At 61.1% G+C, this 23,151-nt stretch carries 21 protein-coding genes; 13 read left to right on the top strand and 8 right to left on the bottom strand.

The window, feature by feature from the left end; all coding sequences use genetic code 11:
- The first annotated feature begins 112 nt into the window (after positions 1-112).
- Complete coding sequence (locus tag ACSQ17_RS15120) at positions 113-1,990, top strand: methyl-accepting chemotaxis protein (RefSeq protein WP_436069480.1); 1,878 nt, start codon at positions 113-115, stop codon at positions 1,988-1,990.
- Between the two features lie 95 nt (positions 1,991-2,085).
- Here the strand turns inward: ACSQ17_RS15120 and ACSQ17_RS15115 are convergent, their stop codons facing one another.
- Genes ACSQ17_RS15115 through purU form a run of 3 tightly spaced genes read right to left on the bottom strand, consistent with a single transcriptional unit; the run spans position 2,086 to position 3,604 of the window.
- Positions 2,086-2,262, bottom strand: a complete 177-nt coding sequence (locus tag ACSQ17_RS15115) for a hypothetical protein (protein ID WP_233683851.1) — start codon at positions 2,260-2,262, stop codon at positions 2,086-2,088.
- Positions 2,263-2,280: 18 nt separating this feature from the next.
- Positions 2,281-2,706: a CBS domain-containing protein gene (locus tag ACSQ17_RS15110; protein ID WP_436069479.1), complete on the bottom strand. Its 426-nt coding sequence runs from the start codon at positions 2,704-2,706 to the stop codon at positions 2,281-2,283.
- A gap of 46 nt (positions 2,707-2,752) precedes the next feature.
- Positions 2,753-3,604, bottom strand: coding sequence for a formyltetrahydrofolate deformylase (gene purU, locus ACSQ17_RS15105; RefSeq protein WP_436069478.1), 852 nt, complete (start codon positions 3,602-3,604; stop codon positions 2,753-2,755).
- Between the two features lie 301 nt (positions 3,605-3,905).
- Between purU and mvaT the strand changes: the two genes are divergently transcribed.
- Positions 3,906-4,280 (top strand): histone-like nucleoid-structuring protein MvaT, encoded by a 375-nt coding sequence (gene mvaT, locus ACSQ17_RS15100; protein ID WP_233683848.1) that lies wholly within the window; start codon positions 3,906-3,908, stop codon positions 4,278-4,280.
- Positions 4,281-4,438: 158 nt separating this feature from the next.
- Here mvaT and sbcB read toward each other — a convergent pair whose 3' ends face one another.
- Positions 4,439-5,869 carry an exodeoxyribonuclease I gene (sbcB, locus tag ACSQ17_RS15095; RefSeq protein ID WP_436069477.1) on the bottom strand — a complete coding sequence of 477 codons (1,431 nt, stop codon included), beginning with the start codon at positions 5,867-5,869 and terminating at the stop codon, positions 4,439-4,441.
- A 173-nt stretch (positions 5,870-6,042) separates the two neighbouring features.
- Here sbcB and ACSQ17_RS15090 point away from each other — a divergent pair, with 173 nt between their 5' ends.
- From ACSQ17_RS15090 to ACSQ17_RS15060, 7 genes are all read left to right on the top strand, one after another.
- On the top strand, positions 6,043-6,804 hold the full coding sequence (locus ACSQ17_RS15090) for a hypothetical protein (RefSeq protein WP_436069476.1): 762 nt from the start codon (positions 6,043-6,045) through the stop codon (positions 6,802-6,804).
- A gap of 93 nt (positions 6,805-6,897) precedes the next feature.
- Positions 6,898-7,620 carry an RDD family protein gene (locus ACSQ17_RS15085; RefSeq protein WP_436069475.1) on the top strand — a complete coding sequence of 241 codons (723 nt, stop codon included), beginning with the start codon at positions 6,898-6,900 and terminating at the stop codon, positions 7,618-7,620.
- A complete protein-coding gene (locus ACSQ17_RS15080) occupies positions 7,617-8,597 on the top strand; it encodes a stage II sporulation protein M (RefSeq protein WP_436069474.1) in 981 nt (326 codons plus the stop codon). Before ACSQ17_RS15085 ends, ACSQ17_RS15080 begins: the two co-directional genes overlap by 4 nt.
- A complete protein-coding gene (locus tag ACSQ17_RS15075) occupies positions 8,584-10,161 on the top strand; it encodes a DUF4129 domain-containing protein (RefSeq protein WP_436069473.1) in 1,578 nt (525 codons plus the stop codon). Before ACSQ17_RS15080 ends, ACSQ17_RS15075 begins: the two co-directional genes overlap by 14 nt.
- Positions 10,158-11,405, top strand: coding sequence for a DUF4350 domain-containing protein (locus ACSQ17_RS15070; protein ID WP_436069472.1), 1,248 nt, complete (start codon positions 10,158-10,160; stop codon positions 11,403-11,405). The genes ACSQ17_RS15075 and ACSQ17_RS15070 overlap by 4 nt, the downstream gene beginning before the upstream one ends.
- Positions 11,402-12,508, top strand: a complete 1,107-nt coding sequence (locus ACSQ17_RS15065) for an AAA family ATPase (protein WP_392540692.1) — start codon at positions 11,402-11,404, stop codon at positions 12,506-12,508. The genes ACSQ17_RS15070 and ACSQ17_RS15065 overlap by 4 nt, the downstream gene beginning before the upstream one ends.
- Before the next feature lie 40 nt (positions 12,509-12,548).
- Entirely contained in the window at positions 12,549-13,880 is a 1,332-nt protein-coding gene (locus ACSQ17_RS15060; protein WP_436069471.1) for a DUF58 domain-containing protein, read from the top strand.
- Between the two features lie 118 nt (positions 13,881-13,998).
- Here ACSQ17_RS15060 and ACSQ17_RS15055 read toward each other — a convergent pair whose 3' ends face one another.
- From ACSQ17_RS15055 to ACSQ17_RS15045, 3 genes are all read right to left on the bottom strand, one after another.
- On the bottom strand, positions 13,999-14,736 hold the full coding sequence (locus ACSQ17_RS15055) for a nitroreductase family protein (protein ID WP_436069470.1): 738 nt from the start codon (positions 14,734-14,736) through the stop codon (positions 13,999-14,001).
- Positions 14,737-14,832: 96 nt separating this feature from the next.
- Positions 14,833-15,315: a glutathione peroxidase gene (locus tag ACSQ17_RS15050; protein ID WP_436069469.1), complete on the bottom strand. Its 483-nt coding sequence runs from the start codon at positions 15,313-15,315 to the stop codon at positions 14,833-14,835.
- Between the two features lie 226 nt (positions 15,316-15,541).
- Complete coding sequence (locus ACSQ17_RS15045) at positions 15,542-16,027, bottom strand: FKBP-type peptidyl-prolyl cis-trans isomerase (RefSeq protein ID WP_233683837.1); 486 nt, start codon at positions 16,025-16,027, stop codon at positions 15,542-15,544.
- A 12-nt stretch (positions 16,028-16,039) separates the two neighbouring features.
- Here ACSQ17_RS15045 and ACSQ17_RS15040 point away from each other — a divergent pair, with 12 nt between their 5' ends.
- The 4 genes from ACSQ17_RS15040 (at position 16,040) to ACSQ17_RS15025 (ending at position 20,845) form a co-directional block, all read left to right on the top strand.
- Positions 16,040-16,366, top strand: coding sequence for a DUF3565 domain-containing protein (locus ACSQ17_RS15040; protein WP_436069468.1), 327 nt, complete (start codon positions 16,040-16,042; stop codon positions 16,364-16,366).
- Entirely contained in the window at positions 16,367-17,554 is a 1,188-nt protein-coding gene (locus ACSQ17_RS15035; RefSeq protein WP_436069467.1) for an acetate kinase, read from the top strand. It abuts the gene before it with no gap.
- Between the two features lie 63 nt (positions 17,555-17,617).
- Positions 17,618-19,711 carry a phosphate acetyltransferase gene (pta, locus tag ACSQ17_RS15030; protein WP_436069466.1) on the top strand — a complete coding sequence of 698 codons (2,094 nt, stop codon included), beginning with the start codon at positions 17,618-17,620 and terminating at the stop codon, positions 19,709-19,711.
- Between the two features lie 228 nt (positions 19,712-19,939).
- On the top strand, positions 19,940-20,845 hold the full coding sequence (locus ACSQ17_RS15025) for an acyltransferase (RefSeq protein ID WP_436069465.1): 906 nt from the start codon (positions 19,940-19,942) through the stop codon (positions 20,843-20,845).
- 101 nt (positions 20,846-20,946) lie between these two features.
- On the opposite strand, the gene ACSQ17_RS15020 is transcribed toward ACSQ17_RS15025, so the two are convergent.
- Complete coding sequence (locus ACSQ17_RS15020) at positions 20,947-23,100, bottom strand: putative bifunctional diguanylate cyclase/phosphodiesterase (RefSeq protein ID WP_436069464.1); 2,154 nt, start codon at positions 23,098-23,100, stop codon at positions 20,947-20,949.
- Positions 23,101-23,151 lie beyond the last annotated feature (51 nt).

Below are 23,151 nucleotides of genomic sequence, written 5' to 3'. Positions count from 1 at the left end.
AAAGCTTTACTGCAATCAGGCCGACATAATCAGCATTGCCGCAGCCTCTGCGACAGCGATTGCCGTACATCAGCACAAGACTGATGCCAGAACTCACCGGACGCAAGAAGCCATGACCAACAACCTCAAGTTCAGCCACAAGATTCTGCTCGCCGCCGCGCTGGTGGTCATCGCAGCCTTTTCCCTGTTCACCCTGTACAACGATTACCTGCAACGCAATGCGATCCGGGAAGACCTGGAAAGCTATCTGCAGGAAATGGGCAATGTTACCGCCAGCAACATCTCTAACTGGCTATCCGGACGAATCCTGCTGGTGGAAAACGTTGCTCAATCGGTCGCCCGCGACGCTTCCGGTGAAGCCCTGACCGGCCTACTGGAGCAGAAGGTGCTGACCTCCACCTTCGCCTTCACTTATCTGGGCAGCGCCGATGGCAGTTTCACCATGCGCCCGGACGAGAAAATGCCGGATGGCTACGATCCGCGCCAACGCCCCTGGTACAAGGACGCCATGGCCGCAGGGGGTAGCACCCTCACCGAACCCTACGTCGACGCTGCCACCAGCGAGCTGATCATTACCATTGCCACACCCGCCAAGGCGGCAGGGGTCGTCGGTGGCGACCTAAGTCTCACCACCCTGGTCGACATCATCAACTCGCTGGACTTTGCCGGCATGGGTTATGCCTTTCTGGTCAGTGCTGACGGCAAGATTCTGGTGCACCCGGACAAATCCCTGGTGATGAAGAACCTCAGCGAGGTCTACCCACAAAACACCCCACGGATCAGCGGCGAGTTCAGCGAAGCCGTGCTCAACGGCGAAACCCGCATACTCACCTTCGCTCCAGTCAAAGGCCTGCCTTCGGTGAGCTGGCACGTTGGGCTGTCCGTTGACAAGAGCAAAGCCTACTCGATGCTTAGCGAGTTCCGTGCTTCAGCGATCATCGCCACCATCATCGCCGTGGTACTGATCATTCTGCTGCTGAGCATGCTGATCAGCGTGCTGATGCAACCGCTGAATGTCATGGGTAAGGCCATGGAGGACATCGCTCAGGGCGAAGGCGATCTGACCAAGCGTCTGAGCATCCAGTCCAATGACGAATTCGGCCGCCTGGCCAATGCCTTCAACCGCTTTGTCGAACGGATTCACAGCTCGATTCGCGAAGTGTCGTCGGCCACCAGCCAGGTCAACGAAGTCGCCAAGCTGGTAGTCGGCGCCTCCAACTCGTCGATGATCAACTCGGATGAACAGGCCAGTCGCACCAACAGCGTGGCGGCTGCCATCAATGAGCTGGGCGCCGCCGCCCAGGAAATTGCCCGCAACGCCGCCGACGCGTCCAACCAGGCTTCCGATGCACGCCAGTTGGCCGAAGACGGCCGCCAGGTGGTGGAAAAAACCATCCAGGCGATGAATGAGTTGTCCGGCAAAATCAGCGCTTCCTGCGGCAATATCGAAACCCTCAACAGCAAGACGGTGAACATTGGGCAGATTCTTGAAGTGATCAAGAGCATCTCCCAACAGACCAACCTGCTGGCACTCAACGCCGCCATCGAAGCGGCGCGCGCCGGTGAAGCAGGTCGTGGCTTTGCCGTGGTGGCCGATGAAGTGCGCAACCTGGCGCACCGCACTCAAGAGTCGGCCCAGGAAATCGAGAAGATGATCGAGGAGCTGCAAGTCGGCTCGCGCGAGTCGGTGACCACCATGACGGAGAGCCAGCGCTACAGCGAAGAAAGCGTGGAAATCGCCAACCAGGCCGGCTCCCGCCTGAGCAGCGTCACGGAGCGTATTGGCGAGATCGATGGCATGAACCAATCGGTAGCCACCGCCACCGAAGAACAGACCTCGGTGATCGAGGCGCTGAACATGGACATCACCGAAATCAACACCCTCAACCAGGAGGGCGTGGAAAACCTCAACGCCACCCTGCGCGCCTGCGGCGACCTGGAGCAACAGGCACTGCGCCTCAAGCAACTGGTTGACAGCTTCCGTATCTGATCGACTTTAACGTCATATAGCGGCGGCCCTGAGGGGTAAAGCACATGGACGTGCTGAACATAAAAGCAACGGGGCGCTCACTGAGCGCCCCGTTGTCATTTCTGTGGATCGGTTGCCGCCGGTGTTTGCTGCAACTGACGCCATAACTCGGCAGCATCGGCAAACTCGGTGCCATCTTCCGGGTCCAGGGCCTGGGGATCATAACGTTGCGTACAGCCCTCGCCGACTATCGGCGGTGCCGTAGCGGTACCACGCTCGTGCGGATCACTCATGCGTCACCCCTCCAGCCATCAATTGAGCCCCATGCGCCCCTGATCATGCTGGGCAAACTCCTTGACCGCTCGCAGCACATCACTGCGGCTGACCTGGCCAATCAGACGACCGCTCTCAACCACCGGCAAGCGCCGGCGGCGACCGCGCAGAAAACGCTCGGATATCTCGATTATGTCGGCTTCGGGCGAGATCACTTCGACATCCGTGGTCATGTAAGCGCTGACATCACCGCCAGCCGACTCGTAATAAGCACCGGAAAGAATGCCGCGCAAACAATCACCCTCCGACAGCAACCCCACCAGGTGGCCCTGCCCATCGACCACCGGCGCACCGGAAATACGGTGTTCCAGCATGCGATTGATGGCAGTGAACAGGTTCATATCGGGACGAAAGGTCACCAGGTTACGGGTCATGTAATCACGTACCTTGATTGACTTGAGCATCGGCAAATCCTCTTGGCGTGTCCTGAGCCGAACCGCAGCCTGCACCTCAGTCGAATACTACGGTCTTGTTGTCGTGCACCAGCACTCGGTCTTCCAAGTGATAGCGTAGACCACGGGACAACACCATCTTCTCGACATCCTTACCCAGGCGCACCATCTCCTCGATACTGTCGCGGTGACTGACGCGTACCACGTCCTGCTCAATGATCGGCCCGGCGTCCAGTTCCTCGGTGACATAGTGCGAGGTTGCACCGATGAGTTTGACCCCACGCAGCGAGGCCTGATGGTAGGGCTTGGCACCAACGAAGGACGGCAGGAAGCTGTGGTGAATGTTGATCACCCGCTGGGAAAACTCGGCGCACAACTGCGCGGGGAGAATTTGCATGTAACGCGCCAGAACAATCACATCGGCATCGTGTGCCTTGACCAGCCGCTCGACCTCATCAAACGCCGCCTGTTTGTTCTGCGGATCAACCGGCACATGGAAATACGGAATGTCATGCCACTCGACCATGCTACGCAGGTCATCATGGTTGGAGATCACGCAAGGGATATCGCAATCGAGTTCATCGCTGTGCCAGCGATGCAACAGATCAGCCAGGCAATGTGATTCGCGACTGGCCATCAGCACCACACGCTTTTTCTGCGCGGAGTCGGTTACTCGCCACTCCATGGAGAACTCGCGAGCAATCGGCGCAAAAGCCTGGCGAAAACCATCCAGATCAAAGGGCAAGGAATCGGCGCGAATCTCGTGGCGCATAAAGAACCAGCCACTCTGATTATCCGAATGGTGGCTCGCTTCAGTAATCCAGCCGTTATAAGTGGCCAGAAAATTACTGACCTTGGCCACGATACCAACCCGATCCGGGCAGGCAATGACCAATCGAAAAGTACGCATCAGCGGCTCCAGCACGCAAATAAAGTCGGCCATTCTAGTCACTGCGCAGAAAAACTGCAGTACCCGCCAAGGCCGCTGTGGCACCACGCAGTGCCCGGCATATGTAAAGAACTGCAAGTAAACGTCGCTACAAACTAATCCGCATGAGCGAAAACAATCAGCACTGCAGAATTATTCCAGCGCGTACGCATTACTTAACAATACAATTCATAAAAAATACCGATAAAGCGGTTTACTTGTGAAAAGTGCCTGACTACTATTGCTATCACTTTATCGTCAACCCCGAATACAGGTAACTCACATGTCGTTGATCAACGAATACCGCGCCACCGAAGAAGCCATCAAAGAGCTGCAAGAGCGCCTGAAAAATCTGTCGCAAGACGACAAGCTGAAAAAAGAACTGGAGTTCGAAGGCAAACTGCGCGCACTGATGGGCGAATATCAGAAGTCCCTGCGCGACATCATTGCCATGTTTGACCCAGAAGCCAAAAGCAGCAAAGCCACTCGTGCCGCCAAACCTGCTGGCAGCAAGCGTGCCCGCAAAGTTAAGCAGTATAAAAACCCGAACACTGGCGAAGTTATCGAAACCAAAGGCGGCAACCACAAAACGCTAAAAGAGTGGAAAGCCAAGTGGGGCGGTGACGTTGTTGAAGGCTGGGCTACCCTGCTGGGCTAAGCCGCACACGCCACATTTGCCACACCTAAAAACGCCAGCTTTGCTGGCGTTTTTTATGATCGGCCATTCATGGCAGCCGCTCTTCGCGCCACGCTATACATGCACTGTTATCGGCACAGGCACATCGCATAGCAATAGCGCACTATTACCCTTACATATCAGAGGGCATATTGCTGGCGCAGGCGCTCGGCATATTCACGCCACTCCAGTAATACTGCATGCTGCGCGGCATCCACTCCGGCCAGCGCATCAACCAGCGCTTGCTCAAATTGTTCAAGGGTATTGGGTGCACCATAGTGCGGATGACTCAGGCGCTGTTGGCAAAATGCTCTCCAACGCTGCTGCTCATCAGCATTCAAGGTCGCGGGAAAGTTGCGCGCACGGTAACGAAACAGCAACTCAGGCAAACGCCCATCATCAAATGCCCAGGCTGTATCAGCCAGACGCTGTGGCTCGGCACGCCGCACCTGTTCGCACAAACGCCGGTCACGGTCACCAATAAAACCATCGTACAACTGCTGCTCAGGATCTTCGTTCGGCGCGAATTGTTCTTCGCCATATACCTGCACCAGTTTGTTCTGCCAAACCGCCGTATTAACCTGTAACTGCTCGGCCTGCGCCTGATACGCAGGAAGATCCAGTTGCAGCCGCTGAATATCCTGCGCACGCAATACATTCATGGGCGCCACAACCGGACAGCGGTTGATATGCAGCAACTTCAGCGGCACTGGTAATTCACCCTCAGCCAACTGTTCGCGGCGTGTGTAAAGGCGCGTACGCAACGTTTCGGCGGACTCATTGAGTAACGGTGCGCAGTCGGCCTGCAGATCACAGACAATCAGTGCATTACGATTGCGCGGGTGCCAGGCCAGGGGCAAAACCACCGCCAGGTAGTGACGCGCGCCGGCGTAACGTCCGGAGATATGTACCAGTGGCTGCAACAAGCGTATTTGATCCTGCACGCGCTGCTTGCTGCGCAGTTGATACAGGTAGTCGTACAGCTTGGGTTGTTTACTACGCAGCAAGCGCGCCAGAGCAATGGTCGCCCGCACATCGGATAACGCATCGTGGGCCTGGCCATGCTCAATACCATTGGCAGCGGTCAGGCGCTCCAGTTTGAGCGTCACCCGCCCGTCCTCTTCGGGCCAAACGATGCCTTCCGGACGTAACGCATAAGCCGTACGCACCAGATCAATCAGATCCCAACGGCTGTTGCCCCCTTGCCACTCACGGGCATAGGGGTCATAGAAGTTACGGTACAGGCTGTAGCGCGTCACTTCATCGTCGAAACGCAGGCTGTTGTAGCCCACTCCACATGTGCCTGGCTGCGACAGCTCGGCATGCACGCGGCTCATAAATTCGGCCTCATCCAGCCCACGCTGCGCCAGGATGCTCGGGGTAATGCCAGTCACCAGACACGCAGCCGGATGCGGCAGGATGTCGTCACTGGGCTGACAGTAGATATTCAGCGGCTCGCCGATTTCATTGAACTGTTCATCGGTACGGATTCCGGCAACCTGCAGCGGGCGGTCGCGGCGCGGGTCAATACCTGTGGTTTCGTAGTCGTACCAAAAAAGGCTGGAAGTCACAGTGGCATCCTGATGCTGGGGCGCTGGCAGTCTAACACCCTGCTGCTGCCGCACATTCAAACGCAGAACCTTGCACCAGCTCACGCCCGCAGCACCCGGCGCGCCTTGTCGGGCGTCTGGCCGCCGACTAAAGTGTGCAACGTCAGCCACCACTCCATGATCAAGGACGCCCCATGAGTGATATCAGCTCCAGCAATCCCTATGCCGCCCCCGCCAGTGCCTTGCAGGAAACGCCCCGCGATAGTCAGGTACCCAGCATTGAAGAAGCCCTGAGTCGCGGTTATGACTTCACCATCGGCGACCTGCTCAGCGAAGCCTGGCAACGGGTAAAAGGCACCAAAGGAATCATCATCGGTGGCTTTCTGGTGTTCTACGCTGTACTCCTCGTCGCATCCTTTCTGATTGGCGGCTTCTTCGGCATCCTGGGAATGGTCAGTGAGAGCCCAATGCTGAGTGTCGTGGTCGAAATGGTCGTCGGCATTTTCGCCTCGGCGCTGGCCTACCCCTTTATGGCCGGGATCAACATGGTCGGCATCCGTCGCGCCGCCGACCAGCCGATCAGTTTCAACGACATCTTCAGCCACTTCGGCCGCACTGTACCGCTGGTGATCACCGCCATTATCAGCATGGTGTTGATCTACCTCGGCATGATCCTGCTGATCATTCCCGGCCTGTATCTGGCCATCGCCTACATGCTGGCCATTCCTCTGGTGGTCGAGCGCGGTCTTAGCCCCTGGCAAGCCCTGGAAGCCTCGCGCAAGGCGATTAGCCAACACTGGTTCAAGGTCTTCGGCCTGTTTCTGCTACTTGGCCTGATCACTGGTATCAGCGCCATCCCGCTGGGCATCGGCCTGGTCTGGACCATCCCGTTGTTCACCATTGCTATCGGTGTGCTCTATCGCACCATCTTCGGCGTACTACCGGTACCGCAATAAATTAACGCCGTGCTTACCGGCTCAAGCGATTGAGCCGGTTGCTTCCCTGCCTGCTGCTGGCTAGCATCGGGCTTTCCTCGACGCAGTCTGCCGATGCCGCTCACGCCCCCCCCCGATTCAGCCGCTGCCCGCCCGCTGCTGGATACCCGTTATCAGGTGGAAACACCGGAAGGCATCGACCTGATCCTGCGCCCGGCAGGCGTAGTGCCACGCTCCCTGGCTTTCGCCATCGACCTGCTGATTCGCGGTGCGCTGCTAGGTGCGCTGTTCACCGTACTGGCGCTACTCGGCCAATTCGGCATGGGTCTGGGCACCATCCTGCTGTTTCTGGTGACCTGGTGGTACATGGTGTTGTTTGAGGTGCTCAACCAGGGCCGTTCGCCCGGCAAGCAGATGATGGGACTGCGGGTAGTGCATGACGATGGCACACCAGTGGGTTGGGCTGCTTCATTGACCCGCAACCTGCTGCGCTTCGTCGACATCCTGCCTTTTGGTTACACCCTGGGAGTCCTCAGCTGTCTGAATCACGCTGCATTCAAACGCCTGGGCGATATCGCCGCCGGCACCCTAGTGGTCTACCGCGACAGCACGCCAGCCGCTCCCGAACTGCCGCCGGCAGACGCCCTGCGGGCACCGTTCAGCCTGAGTCTTAATGAACAACGCGCCCTGCTTGGTTTTGCCGAGCGCGCACAAAACCTGTCCAGCGCACGTCGCCAGGAACTGGCGAGCATCCTTGCAGAACCTCTGCAGGTGCCAGCGGCACAGGCCGAACAACAGATCAACGGCATCGCCCGTGGCTTGTTGGGGCCGACATGAAACAGAGCCTGTTTGAGTACCAGCACCAGGCCGAATGGCAAGCCTTTACCAGCCAACTCGAAAGCCTTGAGCGCGGCAAGGCCGACAGCCAGCAGTGCAAAGGTTTTGCGGCCTCTTACCGGCGCTTGTGCCAACACCTGGCACTGGCGCAGAGCCGCGGTTACAGCAGCCACCTGATCGAGCAGCTGCAACAACTGGCCATGCGTGGCCACCAGCAGTTCTATCGCCACCGCAGCCCGCTGGGGGCACAGCTGCTCGGGTTTATCCTGGCTGGCTTCCCACGCTTGGTTCGCGCCGAATGGCGCTTTGTCGTCACCGCCGGCCTGCTGTTCTTCGGCAGCCTGCTGCTGATGGGCACACTGGTGTATCACTTCCCCGACCTGGTCTACGGCGTAATGCCGCCCGACCAAGTGGCCGAGATGGAGAAGATGTATGACCCCGACGCCAGGCGCATCGGCCGCTTCAGCGAGCGCGACTCCGGTGATGACTGGATGATGTTCGGCTACTACATCATGAACAATATCGGCATTGCCTTTCAGACCTTTGCCAGCGGCTTGCTGTTTGGCCTGGGCAGCCTCTTCTACTTGCTGTTCAACGGCCTGATGATTGGCGCAGTGGCCGGTCACCTGACGCAGATCGGCTATGGCGAAACCTTCTGGTCGTTCGTCGTCGGCCATGGCGCATTTGAACTCACCGCCATTGCCCTGGCTGGTGCCGCCGGTCTCAAACTCGGCTGGGCACTGCTGGTACCGGGACGTCTACCACGTGGTGAAGCCCTGCGAGTAGCGGCCGGCCACAGCGTACGGCTGATCGGCGGGGTGATTGTGTTTCTCCTGCTGGCGGCCTTTATCGAGGCTTACTGGTCTTCCATGAGCCTGGCCAGCCCGAGCATCAAGTATGCTGTCGGCGCGGCACTCTGGCTGCTGGTGCTGGCCTATCTGCTGCTGGCCGGACGAGGTGCACATGCGCCTGACTGATGCCAGCGTGGCCATACGCCCGCGTAGCGCCTGGGAAGCGATGGACCTCGGCGTCTTGCTCGCCAAGCAGCATGCCGGCCTGTTGATGCTCAGTTGGGCGCTGGTAACGGTACCGGTCTTTGCCCTGCTATGCCTGCTGCTGTGGGATTACCCAAGCATCGCCATACTGATTTTCTGGTGGCTGAAACCGGCCTTTGAGCGCCTGCCGCTGTATATCCTCTCGCATGCCCTGTTCGGCGCAACACCAAGCCTCAAACAGGCGCTAAAGGCCCTGCCCGGTCTGCTCAAACCGCAACTGCTGGCCAGTTTGACTTGGCGTCGGCTAAGCCCCACACGCAGCTTCGATCTGCCGGTGATGCAGCTGGAAGGACTGTCCGGCAAGGCGCGCAGCCAACGCCTGATCGTCCTCGGACAACGCGATGCCGGCGGCGCCAGCTGGCTCACCATCGTCGGCGTACACCTGGAAATGGCGCTGTGGTTCGGCATCGTCAGCTTCTTCTACATGCTCCTGCCGGCACAGGTCGAGCTGGACTGGAGCTGGGACAGCTTGGTGAATGCCGCGTCGGGCGAATGGCTGTGGCTGGAGCATCTTTCCAACCTGACCTACGTTCTGCTGCTGATTCTCTGGGAACCGATCTACGTCGCCTGCGGCTTTACCCTTTACCTGAACCGCCGCACGGCCCTGGAAGCCTGGGATATCGAACTGGTCTTCCGTCAGCTACGCCAGCGCCTGACGGGCGTAGCCTATGCCCTGTTGCTGGGCTGCGGCGTACTGCTAATGCAGATGCCGGGCAGCGCCATGGCCACCACGTCCGTAAACAGCTGCCCGCTGCCGGTTGAAGACCCCCTAGGACCGCAAGCAGAACGTCTGCTCAAACAACCGCTGACCAGTGCCGAAGCGCAAAAGAATATCGGCCAACTGCTCGATCAGCCACCTTTCGAACACCGCGAAACCGTCACTCGCTGGCGCTTTGGCGAAGAACCCAAGGAGCCGAGCGAAGAAGACGCCAAGGCCCTGCTCGAACTGCTGGAAAAGTTCTTCAAACTCACCGAGTTCTGGAAAAGCGTCGATGCTGTGGCACTGTTCTTCGAGGTGCTGCTGTGGGCGCTACTGTTCAGCCTGGTCGCCTGGCTGCTGTGGCGTTACCGCGACTGGCTGAATGCCTTTGCCGGACGCTTACGTTTACCGCAGGGGCGCACCTATCAACCACCGGAACAGCTGTTCGGCCTGGAAGTGGCACCACAAAGCCTGCCGACGGATATTCCCGGCGAAGTGGAACGGCTCTGGGACGAACAGCCACGCGCTGCCCTCGGCTTGCTCTACCGCGCCCTGCTCAGCCGTATGCTGCACGAACAGCGCCTGCCGCTGAAAAGCTCGCACACCGAAGCCGAAGTGCTGCAACTGGTGCAGGCGTTGCAGCAGAAAGACCTCAGTCACTTCAGTCAGGCCCTGACCCGCCACTGGCAGAACCTCGCCTACGGCCATCGACTGCCACCAGCGGCACTCAAACAGGGCCTGTGTAACGCCTGGCGACGCCTGTTCGAACAAGGAGCGCAGGCATGAACCGGCGTCTCCAGTTCCTTCTCGGTGCCGGCCTGCTGTTGCTACTCGGTCTGCTCGGCATCTACCTGCTGGGCAAGCTCACACCCTATGAGGAAACCCTCGAGCACGGCCCCGATCCTGAGGCGCGGGCCAACCCTTATCTCGCGGCCGAACATTTCCTGCGCAAACAGGGCCTGCAGGTGCAACGCGCCGATGGCCTAGAGGTCATGAAGGACCTGCCCAGCGCAGGGCAAACCCTGCTGCTGCTCGGCGACCGCAACCGCATGACACCCAAACAGGCCGAACGCCTGCTGGCCTGGACCGCCAAAGGCGGCCACCTGCTGTTTGTTGCCGAGCGGCTGTGGGATGAAGAAGAAGGTAAAAGCGGCGATCTGCTGCTCGACAGCCTGGGCATCCAGCAATACGAGAGCGAAGAGCTCGACGAAGATGCCAGCGAAGCAGCGGAAGCAGACGCCTCGGCTGAGGACACGACCGAAGCTGAGCCGCAGGCTGAAGCGGAAGCTGGGGCAGATGCAGCCACAGGTTCAGACAATGCCTACCCGGAACTGACCCAGCTGTATCTGGAAAACGAAGAGGCGCCGGCCTACTTCAACTTCGACACCGACTTCCACCTCTACGACTCCGAGAACCGCGCCCACGCCTGGGCCAACAGCGACGCCGCCACCCATCTGTTACAGCTCTACCATGGCGACGGCCTGATCAGCGTGGTCAGCGACAGCTGGATCTGGCAGAACCAGAGCATCGGCGAATACGACAACGCCTGGCTGCTCTGGTACATGACCCAGGACAGCCAGGTCACCCTGCTCTACCGCGCTGACCGCAATGATCTGTTCAGCCTGCTGCTCGAACACTTCCCCCAGGCATTGGCTGCACTCGCGCTGTTGCTGGCATTCGGCCTTTGGCACCTAGGCATGCGCCAAGGCCCGCTGCTGTTGCCCGCCAGCCGCAATCGCCGGCAGTTGCAGGAACACCTGCGTGGCAGTGCCGATTTTCTGCTGCGCCACAACGGTCAGCACAGCCTGCTGCAAGGCTTGCAACAAGACATCCAGCGCCGCGCCCGCCATCGTCACCCCGGTTTCGAACGCCTCGCCGTGGCCGAGCAGTGGCAGGTGCTGAGCCGCCTGACCCGCCAGCCATCCAGCGTTATCAGCCAAGCCATGCGGCCGCTGCCCAAGCAGCGCCTGGCCGCCGCCGACTTCACCCGCCAGGTCGCCAACCTGCAAACCCTCAGGAATGCCCTATGACGAGCGAACACACCCCCGAACAGCCGGACAGCGAGATCGAATCAGCCCCTGTCGCCGCTGAAACCGTCGAAGCGGCGGCCAGCGAGACGCCTGTACCGGCCTCAGCACCAGCTGCCCCGGCAGCCGCAGCGGCCAATCCAAATGCGCAGCGCCAGCGCGCCAGCCAACTGGCTCAGGCCCTGCGTGGTGAACTGCAGAAAGCCCTGATCGGCCAGACAACGGTGATCGACGACGTGCTCAGCGCCCTAATCGCCGGTGGCCATGTGCTGGTCGAAGGCGTTCCCGGACTCGGCAAGACCCTGCTGGTGCGTGCCCTGGCGCGCTGCTTTGGCGGCGAGTTCGCGCGTATCCAGTTCACCCCGGACCTGATGCCCAGCGACGTCACCGGCCACGCCGTGTACGACCTGCAGAGCGAGCAGTTCAAGCTGCGCAAGGGCCCGGTGTTCACGAACCTGCTGCTGGCGGATGAAATCAACCGCGCCCCGGCCAAGACCCAGGCTGCGCTGCTGGAAGTCATGCAGGAACGCCAGGTCACCCTGGAAGGCCGCGCGCTGAATGTGCCGCTGCCGTTTATGGTGCTGGCCACGCAGAACCCGATTGAGCAGGAGGGTACCTACCCGCTGCCGGAAGCCGAGCTCGACCGTTTTATGCTCAAGCTGCGCATGGATTACCCCGAGCAGAGCGAAGAGCTGAACATGGTTCGCCAGGTGGCGCGCTCAAGCAAAGCCGACATGCTTGAAGTCACCCCGCTGCGCACCCTGTTGCAGGCCCGCGATGTACTCGCGTTGCAGAAGATTGCCAGCGACCTGCCGATTGATGAGCAGGTACTCGACTACGCCGTACGTATCGCCCGTGCCACCCGTACCTGGCCTGGCCTGGCCATCGGCGCCGGGCCACGCGCTTCGATTGCCCTGGTACGCTGCGGCCGCGCCCGTGCACTGCTGCGCGGCGGCGATTTTGTGCTGCCAGATGACATCAAGGGCTGCGCCCTGGCTGTACTGCGTCACCGCGTGCGGCTGTCGCCGGAGCTGGATATCGAAGGCCTGTCGGTGGATCAGGTGCTGCAACAGCTGCTCGACCAGGTTCCGGCACCGCGCCTATGACCCGTACTTGGCAAAAGCCCGCACTTAAAGGCGCTCCCGCATGAAGCCCTCACGCGCACTGCTGGCGCTGCTCGCCGGTCTGTTCGTGCTCGGTATCGCCCTGGGTATCTGCAGCGCCCTGGGCGTTGCCGTGCCGCGCAGCTTCACGCCGATTTACTGGGGCCTGCTGCTGGTGCTGCTCGGCCTGACACTGATCGACGCCCTGCTGCTGCGCCAAGTACCTTCGCCGCGCATCGAACGCCAGCTACCCGGCAACCTGCCGCTGGGGCGCTGGAGTGATGTGCGGCTGAGCCTGCACCACAATTACACCCGTGCGCTGCAGGTGGAGGTGTTCGACCATCTGCCCGGCGATATGGCCTTCGAGCACCTGCCGCTCAAGGTTGATCTGCACCCCGGCGAACAGACCCAGGTCAGTTACCGCGTGCGCCCACTGCTGCGCGGGCATTTCCACTTCCCGCAGTGCGAAGTCAGCCTGCCCAGCCCCATGGGCCTGTGGCGCGCCCGGCGCTATCTGCCCGTAGCTGGTGAAACCCGCGTCTACCCGGATTTCGCCCGTCTGTACGGCGCGCAACTGATGGCGGTGGATGACTGGCTCAGCCAGCTGGGCGTACGCCAGCAGCAACGCCGCGGCCTGGGTCAGGAATTTCACCAACTGCGCGAATTTCGTGACGGCGACACCCTGCGGCAGATCGACTGGAAGGCCACCGCGCGCAAACGCACACCGATTGCCCGCGAGTATCAGGACGAGCGCGACCAGCAGATCGTCTTCCTGCTCGACTGCGGCCGCCGCATGCGCAGCCAGGACGGCGAGCTGTCGCATTTCGATCACGCCCTTAACGCCTCGCTGCTGCTCAGCTACGTGGCATTGCGCCAGGGCGATGCGGTCGGCCTGTCGACCTTTGCCGGCGAGCAGAACCGCTTCCTGGCACCGGTCAAAGGCCAGGCGCAGCTGAATGTGTTGCTCAATGCGCTGTACGACCTGCGCAGCACCCAGCAGCCGGCGGACTTCACCGCCGCCGTGGAAAACCTGCTCAGCCGTCAGCGCCGTCGCGCCCTGGTGGTGCTGGTGACCAACCTGCGGGATGAGGATGATCAGGCCCTGCTCGGCGCTGTCAAACGCCTTAGCCGCCAGCACCGCGTACTGGTCGCCAGCCTGCGTGAAGAAGTGCTGGATACCCTGCGCCACACCCCGGTGCAGGACCTCTCCAGCGCCCTGGACTACTGCGGCACCCTGGACTACCTGAACGCCCGCGCTGGCCTGCATGAACGCCTGATTGCCCACAAGGTGCCGGTGCTCGATGCACGCCCGAGCGAGCTGGGACCGCAGCTGGTGAGCAGTTATCTGGCCTGGAAAAAGGCCGGCGTTCTCTAGCGCTGGCTATGCCGACGTAGGTTGGCGTTGAGCGCAGCGAAGCCCAACAGACATTCGCGTGTAAGGTTGGGCTTCGTCGCGCTGCTCCTCTGGCTACGCGCCCCGACCCAACCTACGGCTATAACCACGTCACATGCTGTTCCAACGGAAAGCGCAGGCGCGGGTTATACACACCCTTCTCATCCTGCTTGCCCACCGCCAGCAGCATGATAGGTAAAGCCTGATGCGGAATATCCAGAGTCTTGCGCAGGCGCACTTCATCAAAGCCTTCCATCGGGCAAGTGGCATAGCCATGGCTCTGGAAGGCCAGCATCAGGTTCTGCGCCGCCAATGCGGTGGACTTCACCGCCCAGATACGCATCTGCGCCTTACTGTTAGGCGCGCGCATCAACGGTTTGCGCCAGGCAGCCACCCGCAGCAGCTGACGTTTGAACAGCCCAAACAGACCGAATGGGCCCTGGTTGTACTGAAAGGGTGCGGTCTTGTTGTAGAAGCTGCGAATCCGCGCTGGCACTTCAGGCTCCGGCCAGTAGTCGATGATGTTCTGGCAAGCCTGTTTCCAGGTGTCCGGACGCGCCAGCACCGCAATAATCAGCGGCGCCTTGGCGGCATTCTGGCTCATGCACACCGGGTGCAGCCGCGCCAGCAGCGCCGGGTCGCGAATCACCTGAAAACTCCAGGGCTGCAGGTTGCAGGAATTGGGCGCGAGCACCGCCAGCTCCAGGCAATCACGCACCACCTCATCAGGCACCGCTTCGGCGGTAAAACGGCGCACCGCACGGCGGCTCTCGATCAGCTTACGCAGTGCTGCGGGGGTGGCAGGGGCAATGGCGGGATCAGCAGGAAACAGGCTCATCGGAGGCATCCTCGGCAGGTTGCCCGATTAAGCCGCGATGCCCAGCCACGAACAAGCCGTGTACCGGCTTAGTCCGCAGCCTTGGCGCAAATGGCCTTAACCGAGCGCCTTTTCGATCGCCTGAATCACCGCCGGATCATCCGGCGTGGTGCGCGGCGAGAAGCGCGCCAGCACGCGGCCGTCGTGGCCCACCAGAAATTTCTCGAAGTTCCATGTGATATCCCCCGGAAACTCGGCACCCTCGCCCGCCAGCAAACGGTACAACGGATGACGCTCCGGCCCATTCACCTCAAGCTTGCTGCCCAGTGGGAAGGTCACACCGTAGTTGAGGCTGCAAAACGCACGGATCGCCTCCTCACTGTCCGGTTCCTGCTCGACAAACTGGTTGCACGGCAGCCCCAGCACGCTGAAACCCTGATCCTTGTATTGCTGATAGAGCCGCTCAAGCCCGGCGTACTGAGGCGTCAGGCCACACTTGGAGGCCACATTGACCACCAGCACCACCTGCCCCTTGAAGGGTGCCAGCGGCAAATCCTGGCCATCCAGTGCACGCAGGTTGAGGTCGTGAAAGGCACTCATGGCGAACTCCTTGAGAACACACAGATTACGTGTAGCGGGCAAAAAAGTGGCCAAGAGCCATTTTTAACGTCGCACCGCGACGGCCCGCTGGCTGAGCCGCCAAGGATGGTGGCTCATAAAAAAGGCGCCTATCTGAAGGCGCCTTTCTTCTGTTGCAGCTTAGCAGTGGAACCAGCGGTTGATACGACCATAAGTCGACTCGCGGCTACCACATAAGGCTAAACCATCAATGATGGTGACCGCCTTCGCCATGGATATGGCCATGCGCGACTTCTTCTTCGCTGGCATCACGCACGTTGACAACCTTGACCTTGAAATTCAGACGCTGGCCGGCCAGCGGGTGGTTCCCGTCAACGATTACGTCGTCGCCGTCCAGTTCGCGGATAGTCACGATCTGCATGCCGCCGTCCGGGCCGGAAGCGTGGAACTGCATGCCAACTTCCAGCTCATCCACACCTTCGAACATCGAACGGTTGAGGGTGGCTACCAGCTCAGCGCTGTATTCGCCATAGGCATCTTCCGGCTCGACGGAAACATCCAGCTCGTCGCCAACCTGCTTGCCCAGCAGGGCCTTTTCCAGGCCGCCAATGATGTTGCCGGCGCCGTGCAGATAAACCAGCGGCGCGCCGCCTGCGGAACTGTCGATCACCTCACCGGCATCGTTAGTCAGGGTATAGTCGATGGAGACAGCCTTATTGGCGGCGATCAGCATGGGGCGAGACCTTTGCTTGGAAATAAAGAGCGGGCAAGTTTACCCAAGGGCACGCGCGAAAGCGAACCGGGTGCAGACGGACGGGCAGACGCCGTCTACGTGCGCCTGCTTGATTTTCGTCAGGATGAGCACGGCGATTGGGTGGCAGTATTGTCCTGCGGCCATACCCAGCACCTGCGCCACCAGCCACCCTGGCAAAATCGTGCGTGGGTGCTGGATGCCCAACAGCGCCAGGCGCAGCTGGGCAAAGCCTTCGCCTGCGGCTGGTGCGCCGCCGAACATGACGCACGCGCGGCGGGCACAGAGCCCCCGCATCAAGATTTGAACAAGGAGCGGTAAATGCCGGCACGCAATATTCTGGTGATCAACTGCGGCAGCTCATCGATCAAGTTTGCCCTGATCAACGAAGCGCAAGATGCCTTTATCCTCAGCGGCCTGGCTGAACGCCTGGGTAGCCCGGATGCACAAGTTCACTGGCAACAGGGCGAGATTAAAGACAGCCTGATCCTGCCTCATGCCGACCACCGCGCCGCCCTCGCTCAGGTGCTGCCACTGGTGCAGACCGCCGCAGATGGCCAGCTGCACGGCATTGGGCATCGCGTGGTGCATGGCGGCGAGCATTTCACCGCAGCCTGTCGCCTGGATACAGCAAGCCTGGCGGCGATTCGCGCCACCGCACCGCTGGCGCCGCTGCACAACCCGGCCAACCTGCTGGGTATCGAAGCGGCGATCAAGCTGTTCCCTGAACTGACCCAGGTGGCCGTGTTCGACACCGCGTTTCACCAGACCCTGCCCGAGCATGCCTACCGCTACGCCCTGCCCGATGCCCTGTACCGCGAGCACGGCGTTCGCCGCTATGGCTTCCACGGCACCAGTCACCGCTTTGTCAGCCAGCGCGCCGCCGAACTGGCCAGCCTACCGATGAATGCCAGCAGCTGGCTGGTGGCCCACCTGGGCAATGGCTGCTCGACCTGCGCCATCGTCGGTGGCCAGAGCCGCGACACCAGCATGGGCCTGACCCCGCTGGAGGGGGTGGTGATGGGTACGCGCAGCGGCGATGTCGACCCCAACCTGCACAGCCATCTGGCGCGTACCCTGGGCTGGAGCCTGGAGCAGATCGAAACCCTGCTCAATAAAGACAGCGGCCTGTTGGGCCTGTCTGGCCTGTCTAACGACATGCGCAGCTTGGAGCAGGCCCGCGAACAGGGGCATGTCGGCGCCACCCTGGCCATCGAAGTGTTCTGCTACCGCCTGGCCAAATCCCTAGCGGCCATGAGCTGCGCTCTGCAACAGCTTGACGGTCTTATCTTTACCGGTGGCATCGGCGAGAACTCGGCACTGATTCGCAGCAAGACCGTTGCCCACCTGAAACTGCTCAACCTGGCCCTCGACGAGCCGGCCAATGCCCGCACCGTGCGCGGCGCATCTGGCCCTATCCAGGCAGCGGGCCATCCACGGGTCATGGTGATACCAACCAACGAGGAGCGCCAGATCGCGCTCGACACCCTGGCCCTGCTCGACACCTGAATCACAAGCGACCAGCATCACGATTTTCGCGGGTATGCCCGCCCCAGTTATAAAGGAAGCCCCATGCACACCTTTTTTATTGCCCCAACCGGCTTCGGTGTCGGCCTGACCTCGATCAGCCTGGGTCTGGTCGGCGCCCTGGAGCGTTCGGGGCTCAAGGTCGGTTTTTTTAAACCCATCGCCCAGCAGCACCAGGGCGACATGGGCCCCGAACGCTCCAGCGAGCTGATTGCCCGCACCCATGGCCTGCACTCACCTAAACCACTGCCCTTGGCCCATGTTGAACGCATGCTCGGCGACGGCCAGCTGGATGAGCTGCTGGAGGAAATCATCAGCCTCTATCAGCAGGCCGCTGAAGGCAAAGACGTGGTGATTGTCGAAGGCATGGTGCCGACCCGCCAGGCCAGCTATGCCGCGCGGGTCAACTTTCACCTAGCCAAGAGCCTGGATGCCGAGGTGATTCTGGTCTCCGCCCCGGAACAGGAAAGCCTCAGCGAACTGAGTGACCGGGTGGAAATTCAGGCGCAGCTGTTCGGCGGCCCGAAGGACGAAAAAGTGCTCGGGGTGATCCTCAACAAGGTGCGCAGCGACGACGGCATCGAGGCGTTCGCCAGCCGCCTGAAAGAGCTGTCGCCACTGCTCAAGACTGATGATTTCCGCCTGCTGGGCTGCATCCCCTGGCAGGACGAGCTGAACGCGCCACGCACCCGCGACATCGCCGACCTGCTCGGCGCGCGGGTGCTGAATGCCGGTGACTATGAACAGCGGCGCATGCTGCAGATCGTGCTCTGCGCCCGCGCCGTGGCCAACACCGTGCAGCTGCTCAAGCCCGGTACCCTGGTGGTGACGCCGGGGGATCGTGACGACATCATCCTCGCCGCCAGCCTGGCAGCGATGAACGGCATGCCACTGGCCGGGCTGCTGCTGTGCAGTGACTTCGCCCCTGACCCACGGATCATGGAGCTGTGCCGTGGCGCCCTGCAGGGCGGCCTGCCAGTGATGACAGTCAGCACCGGCTCCTACGACACCGCCACCAACCTCAACCGACTGAACAAGGAAATCCCGGTCGATGACAAAGAGCGCGCGAAGAAGGTTGCCGACTTCGTCGCCAGTCATATCGATCACGAGTGGCTGTTCGCCCGCTGCGGCCAGCCACGCGAGCTGCGCATGTCGCCGCCGGCGTTTCGCTACCAACTGGTGCAACGCGCCAAGGCAGCAAACAAGCGCATCGTCCTGCCCGAAGGCAGCGAGCCGCGTACCGTGCAGGCGGCAGCCATTTGCCAGGCGCGCGGGATTGCCCGCTGCGTGCTGCTGGCCAAGCCGGAAGATGTCCACGCGGTGGCGCGCGTCCATGGCATCGAGCTGCCGGAAGGGCTGGAAATCCTCGACCCGGACCTGATCCGCGAGCGTTATGTGGCGCCCATGGTCGAGCTGCGCAAAGGCAAGGGGCTGAACGCGCCGATGGCTGCCGCGCAGCTGGAAGACACCGTGGTGCTAGGCACCATGATGCTTGCCCTGGACGAAGTCGATGGCCTGGTATCCGGGGCGATCAATACCACGGCCAATACCATCCGCCCGGCCCTGCAGCTGATCAAGACTGCGCCGGGCTACAAGCTGGTGTCGTCGGTATTTTTCATGCTGCTGCCCGACCAGGTGCTGGTCTACGGCGACTGCGCGGTAAACCCCGACCCGAGCGCGGTGGAGCTGGCGGAAATCGCCCTGCAAAGCGCAGCATCGGCCAGCGCTTTTGGCATCACCCCACGGGTGGCGATGCTCAGCTACTCCACCGGTGACTCCGGCAGCGGTGAAGAAGTGGAGAAAGTCCGTGAAGCTACGCGCCTGGCCAAAGCCAGTGATCCCCAGCTGCTGCTCGACGGGCCGCTGCAATATGACGCCGCTGCCATCGAAAGCGTCGGCCGGCAGAAGGCCCCCAACAGCCCGGTGGCCGGGCGCGCCACGGTGTTCATCTTCCCCGACCTGAACACCGGCAACACCACCTACAAAGCGGTGCAACGCAGTGCCGATTGCGTCAGCGTCGGCCCCATGCTGCAAGGCCTGCGCAAGCCGGTGAACGACCTGTCACGCGGTGCTCTGGTCGACGACATCGTCTACACCATCGCCCTGACCGCCATTCAGGCCGCCAATCTGCCGCAATAAGCGGCGGCAGAAGCCGCACAGGCCATGGATCAGCGGTAAAAATCCGCGAAACGCAGCGATCACCAGCGTTTCGAGGGGGTTGCAGTTCGGTGTACAGACGTTAACCTGTGCGCCGACCGATCTGCGGTACAAAACCGCAGGCGTAGATAAATCGGGGATCAGGCCGCTTGAACACCACAGCAGTGGCCGCAGACAGCCTGCCCCCATTTGCTGGAGGCACCTGCCCCAATGCTGCATTTTCTGCCTGCTCCGTTGCGCGGCCTGCTTGCCGGCTTGCTCCTCGCCCTGAACACCCTGATTTGCTGCTGGCCGCTGTTCGCCGTGGCGCTGCTCAAGCTGCTGTTGCCGATTGCCCCGATCCAGCGGGGGTTACGCTTTGTCATGCATGGCATTGCCGAGTTCTGGATCAGCACCAACAAGTTCTGGATGAAGCTGGTCGGCCAGACCCACTGGGATGTCGAAGGGCTGAGCGGTTTCGATAAACAGCATTCGTACCTGGTCACCAGCAACCACCAGAGCTGGGTGGACATTCTGGTGCTGCAGTACCTGCTCAACCGACGCATGCCGCTGTTGAAGTTCTTCCTCAAGCAGGAACTGATCTGGGTGCCGGTGATCGGCCTGTGCTGGTGGGCCCTGGAATTCCCGTTCATGAAGCGCTTCAGCAAGGAATACCTGGCCAAACACCCGGAAAAACGCGGTCAGGACCTGGCCACCACGCGTAAAGCCTGCGAACGCTACAAAACCAACCCGGTATCGGTATTCAACTTCCTCGAAGGCACGCGCCTGTCGCCAGCCAAGCACGCGCAGCAGCAGTCGCCGTTCAAGCACCTGCTCAAACCCAAGGCCGGCGGGATCGCCTTTGTGCTCGACGCCATGGGTGAGCAACTGCACTGCCTGGTCAACGTCACCATCCACTACCCGCAGGGCAACCCTGGCTTCTGGGACCTGCTGTGTGGCCGAGTTAATCAGGTGGTGGTGCGTTTCGAGGAGTTGCAGATTCCCGCCGAATTCATCGGCGGCAACTACGACCAGGACGAAGCCTATCGCCTGCAGTTCCAGCAGTGGGTCAACCAGTTGTGGCTGGACAAGGATGCACAGCTTGACGAGTTGAAACAGCGTTTCCCCGCACGCTGATACTTGCCTGCGCGGTGCCGAGTGATGGATAGGATGAGCCACACGCTGCGGATGTTCCTATCAGCAACCTCGCGGTGCGCATAGCGCACCCTACTGGCGCTTTACAGACCGGCGGGCTTTTCATTGCGCAGTGGCAGGTTGTGCCAGTCCAGTTGCGCAGGAAACGCCCTGGCCTGTTCCACGCTCAACCCTGGCGCGACCAGAAAGCCCTGCATGATTGCGCAGTCATGCGCCGCCAACCAATCGCGCTGGGCCATGGTTTCCACACCCTCGGCGATCACCTCCAACCCCAGGTTGCGGCCCAGGTCGATGATGGTGCTAACCACCGCCGCATCGCGCGGCGAGTCGAGCATATTGGAGATAAACAGGCGGTCGATCTTCAGCGTGTCCAGTTCAAAATGGCGCAGATAGGCCAGGGACGAGTAGCCGGTGCCGAAGTCATCGATGGCGATTTTCACCCCCAGCTGGCGCAACTGGCGCAGCTGTTCGCGGCTGGTGTCCAGGTCCTGCATCAGCGCACTTTCGGTGACCTCCACTTCCAGCTGCTGGGGGGCCAGTTGCTGTTCATCCAGCACCCGACGCAGGTCCTCGACCAACTGCGGCATGCCGAACTGCACCGGGCTGACATTTAGGCTGATCACCAAATCACTGCCGTACTGCTGGCTCATCTGCCGGCACTGCTCGACTCCGGCCTGAAAGATCCAGCTGCCCAGGCGGTTGATCAGCCGGGTTTCCTCCAGCAGCGGAATAAACACCCCCGGCGCCACGGTCCCGGCCACCCGGTGCTGCCAGCGCAGCAAGGCTTCAAAGCCGCGCAAGCGTCCGCTGTCGAGGTAGATCTGCGGCTGGTAGACCAGCACAAAGTCATCATTGTCGATGGCGTTGCGCAGGCTTTCCTCAAGCATCAGCCGCGAACGCGCACGACCATTCATTTCCGGCGAGAAGAAGCGGTACTGCTGACGCCCTGCTCGCTTGGCCTCGTACATGGCCATATCCGCCGCGCGCAGCAGGCCCTCGACGTTCTGTCCGCACTCGGGGAAGCAGGCAATCCCAACGCTCGCCCCCAGGGTCACGTCCATGCCGTCGATGGTGTGCCGCACCGAGACCTGCTCGATCAGCTTCTCGGCAATCCGCGCGGCATCCTCGGGGTGCTCCAGGCTGTCGAGCAGTGCGGTGAACTCATCACCGCCGATGCGCGCCAGGCTGTCATAGGGGCGCAAGCTGGTCTTGAGTTGCTCCCCCACACGTTTGAGCAACTGGTCGCCAGCATCGTGACCGAGAGAATCATTGATCCGCTTGAAGCCATCCAGATCAAGGTACAGCACGGCCATGCGCTGGCCACTGCGATCAATCCGCGCCAGCGCCGAGTCCAGCGCCTGGTAGAACCCTCGACGATTGAGCAGCCCCGTCAGCGCATCGGTGATGGCTTGCGACTCCAACTGCTGATGCAGGTTGCGCACCACCGACATGTCCAGCGCCATGACCACCATGGCATGTTGCAGACGCGGCAAGGGCGAGCAGGACAGCGCCACCGGCACCTGGCCACCGCTCAGGGTACGCAGGTTGGCATCGTGCAGGCGGTAGGCCTCGCCACGCCGCCACTGCTGATAGAACTGGGACAGACGCCACTCGCAGGTCACCTGGGGAGTGACCAGATAGGAAAGCATTTCGCTACCTTCCAGATCACTCACGGAGCCATCGAGCATGCGCGCCATGGCCGGGTTGGCGAAACTGATGCGACCGTCCTCGCCCACCACCATGATGCCTTCGGCGGCGTTATCCAGCACCGAGGCATTGAAGGCGCGTGCGCTGTCCAGCTGCTGGCTGAGTTGCAACAACTCGCTGCGGTTGCGCTCGTGTTCAAGCAGAGCGTGGATTTTGTGGCGCAGCACACTGGGGTCGAATGGCTTGAGCATAAAGTCCACCGCCCCGGTGGCATAGCCCTTGAGCACCGAATCCTGAGTTTGCGCAATGGCAGAAACGAAGATGATCGGGGTGTAGCGAGTGCGCGGGTTGCCGCGCATCAGACGGGCCACTTCAAAACCGTCCATGTGCGGCATTTGCACATCCAGCAGCACCAGTCCGACATCTTCCTCCAGCAGGCACTGCAATGCCGCCTCGCCGGAATCCACGCAGCGTAGCCGCCAGTCACCCTCGTCAAGCAAGGCCTCCATGGCCGCAAGGTTCTCAGGGCGATCATCAACCACCAGAAGCGTCTGGGTCGTGGCGGCGACCTTTATCTGCACGTGTGCCATGTTTCCTCCCTTGTCCCTGGCCGTCTTGCCCCTGCTGAAGTTCAGGTTAGC

This window comes from Pseudomonas sp. LjRoot71 (genome assembly GCF_964253255.1).
Lineage (GTDB): Bacteria > Pseudomonadota > Gammaproteobacteria > Pseudomonadales > Pseudomonadaceae > Aquipseudomonas.
This window is presented reverse-complemented; position numbering and strand designations above follow the sequence as displayed.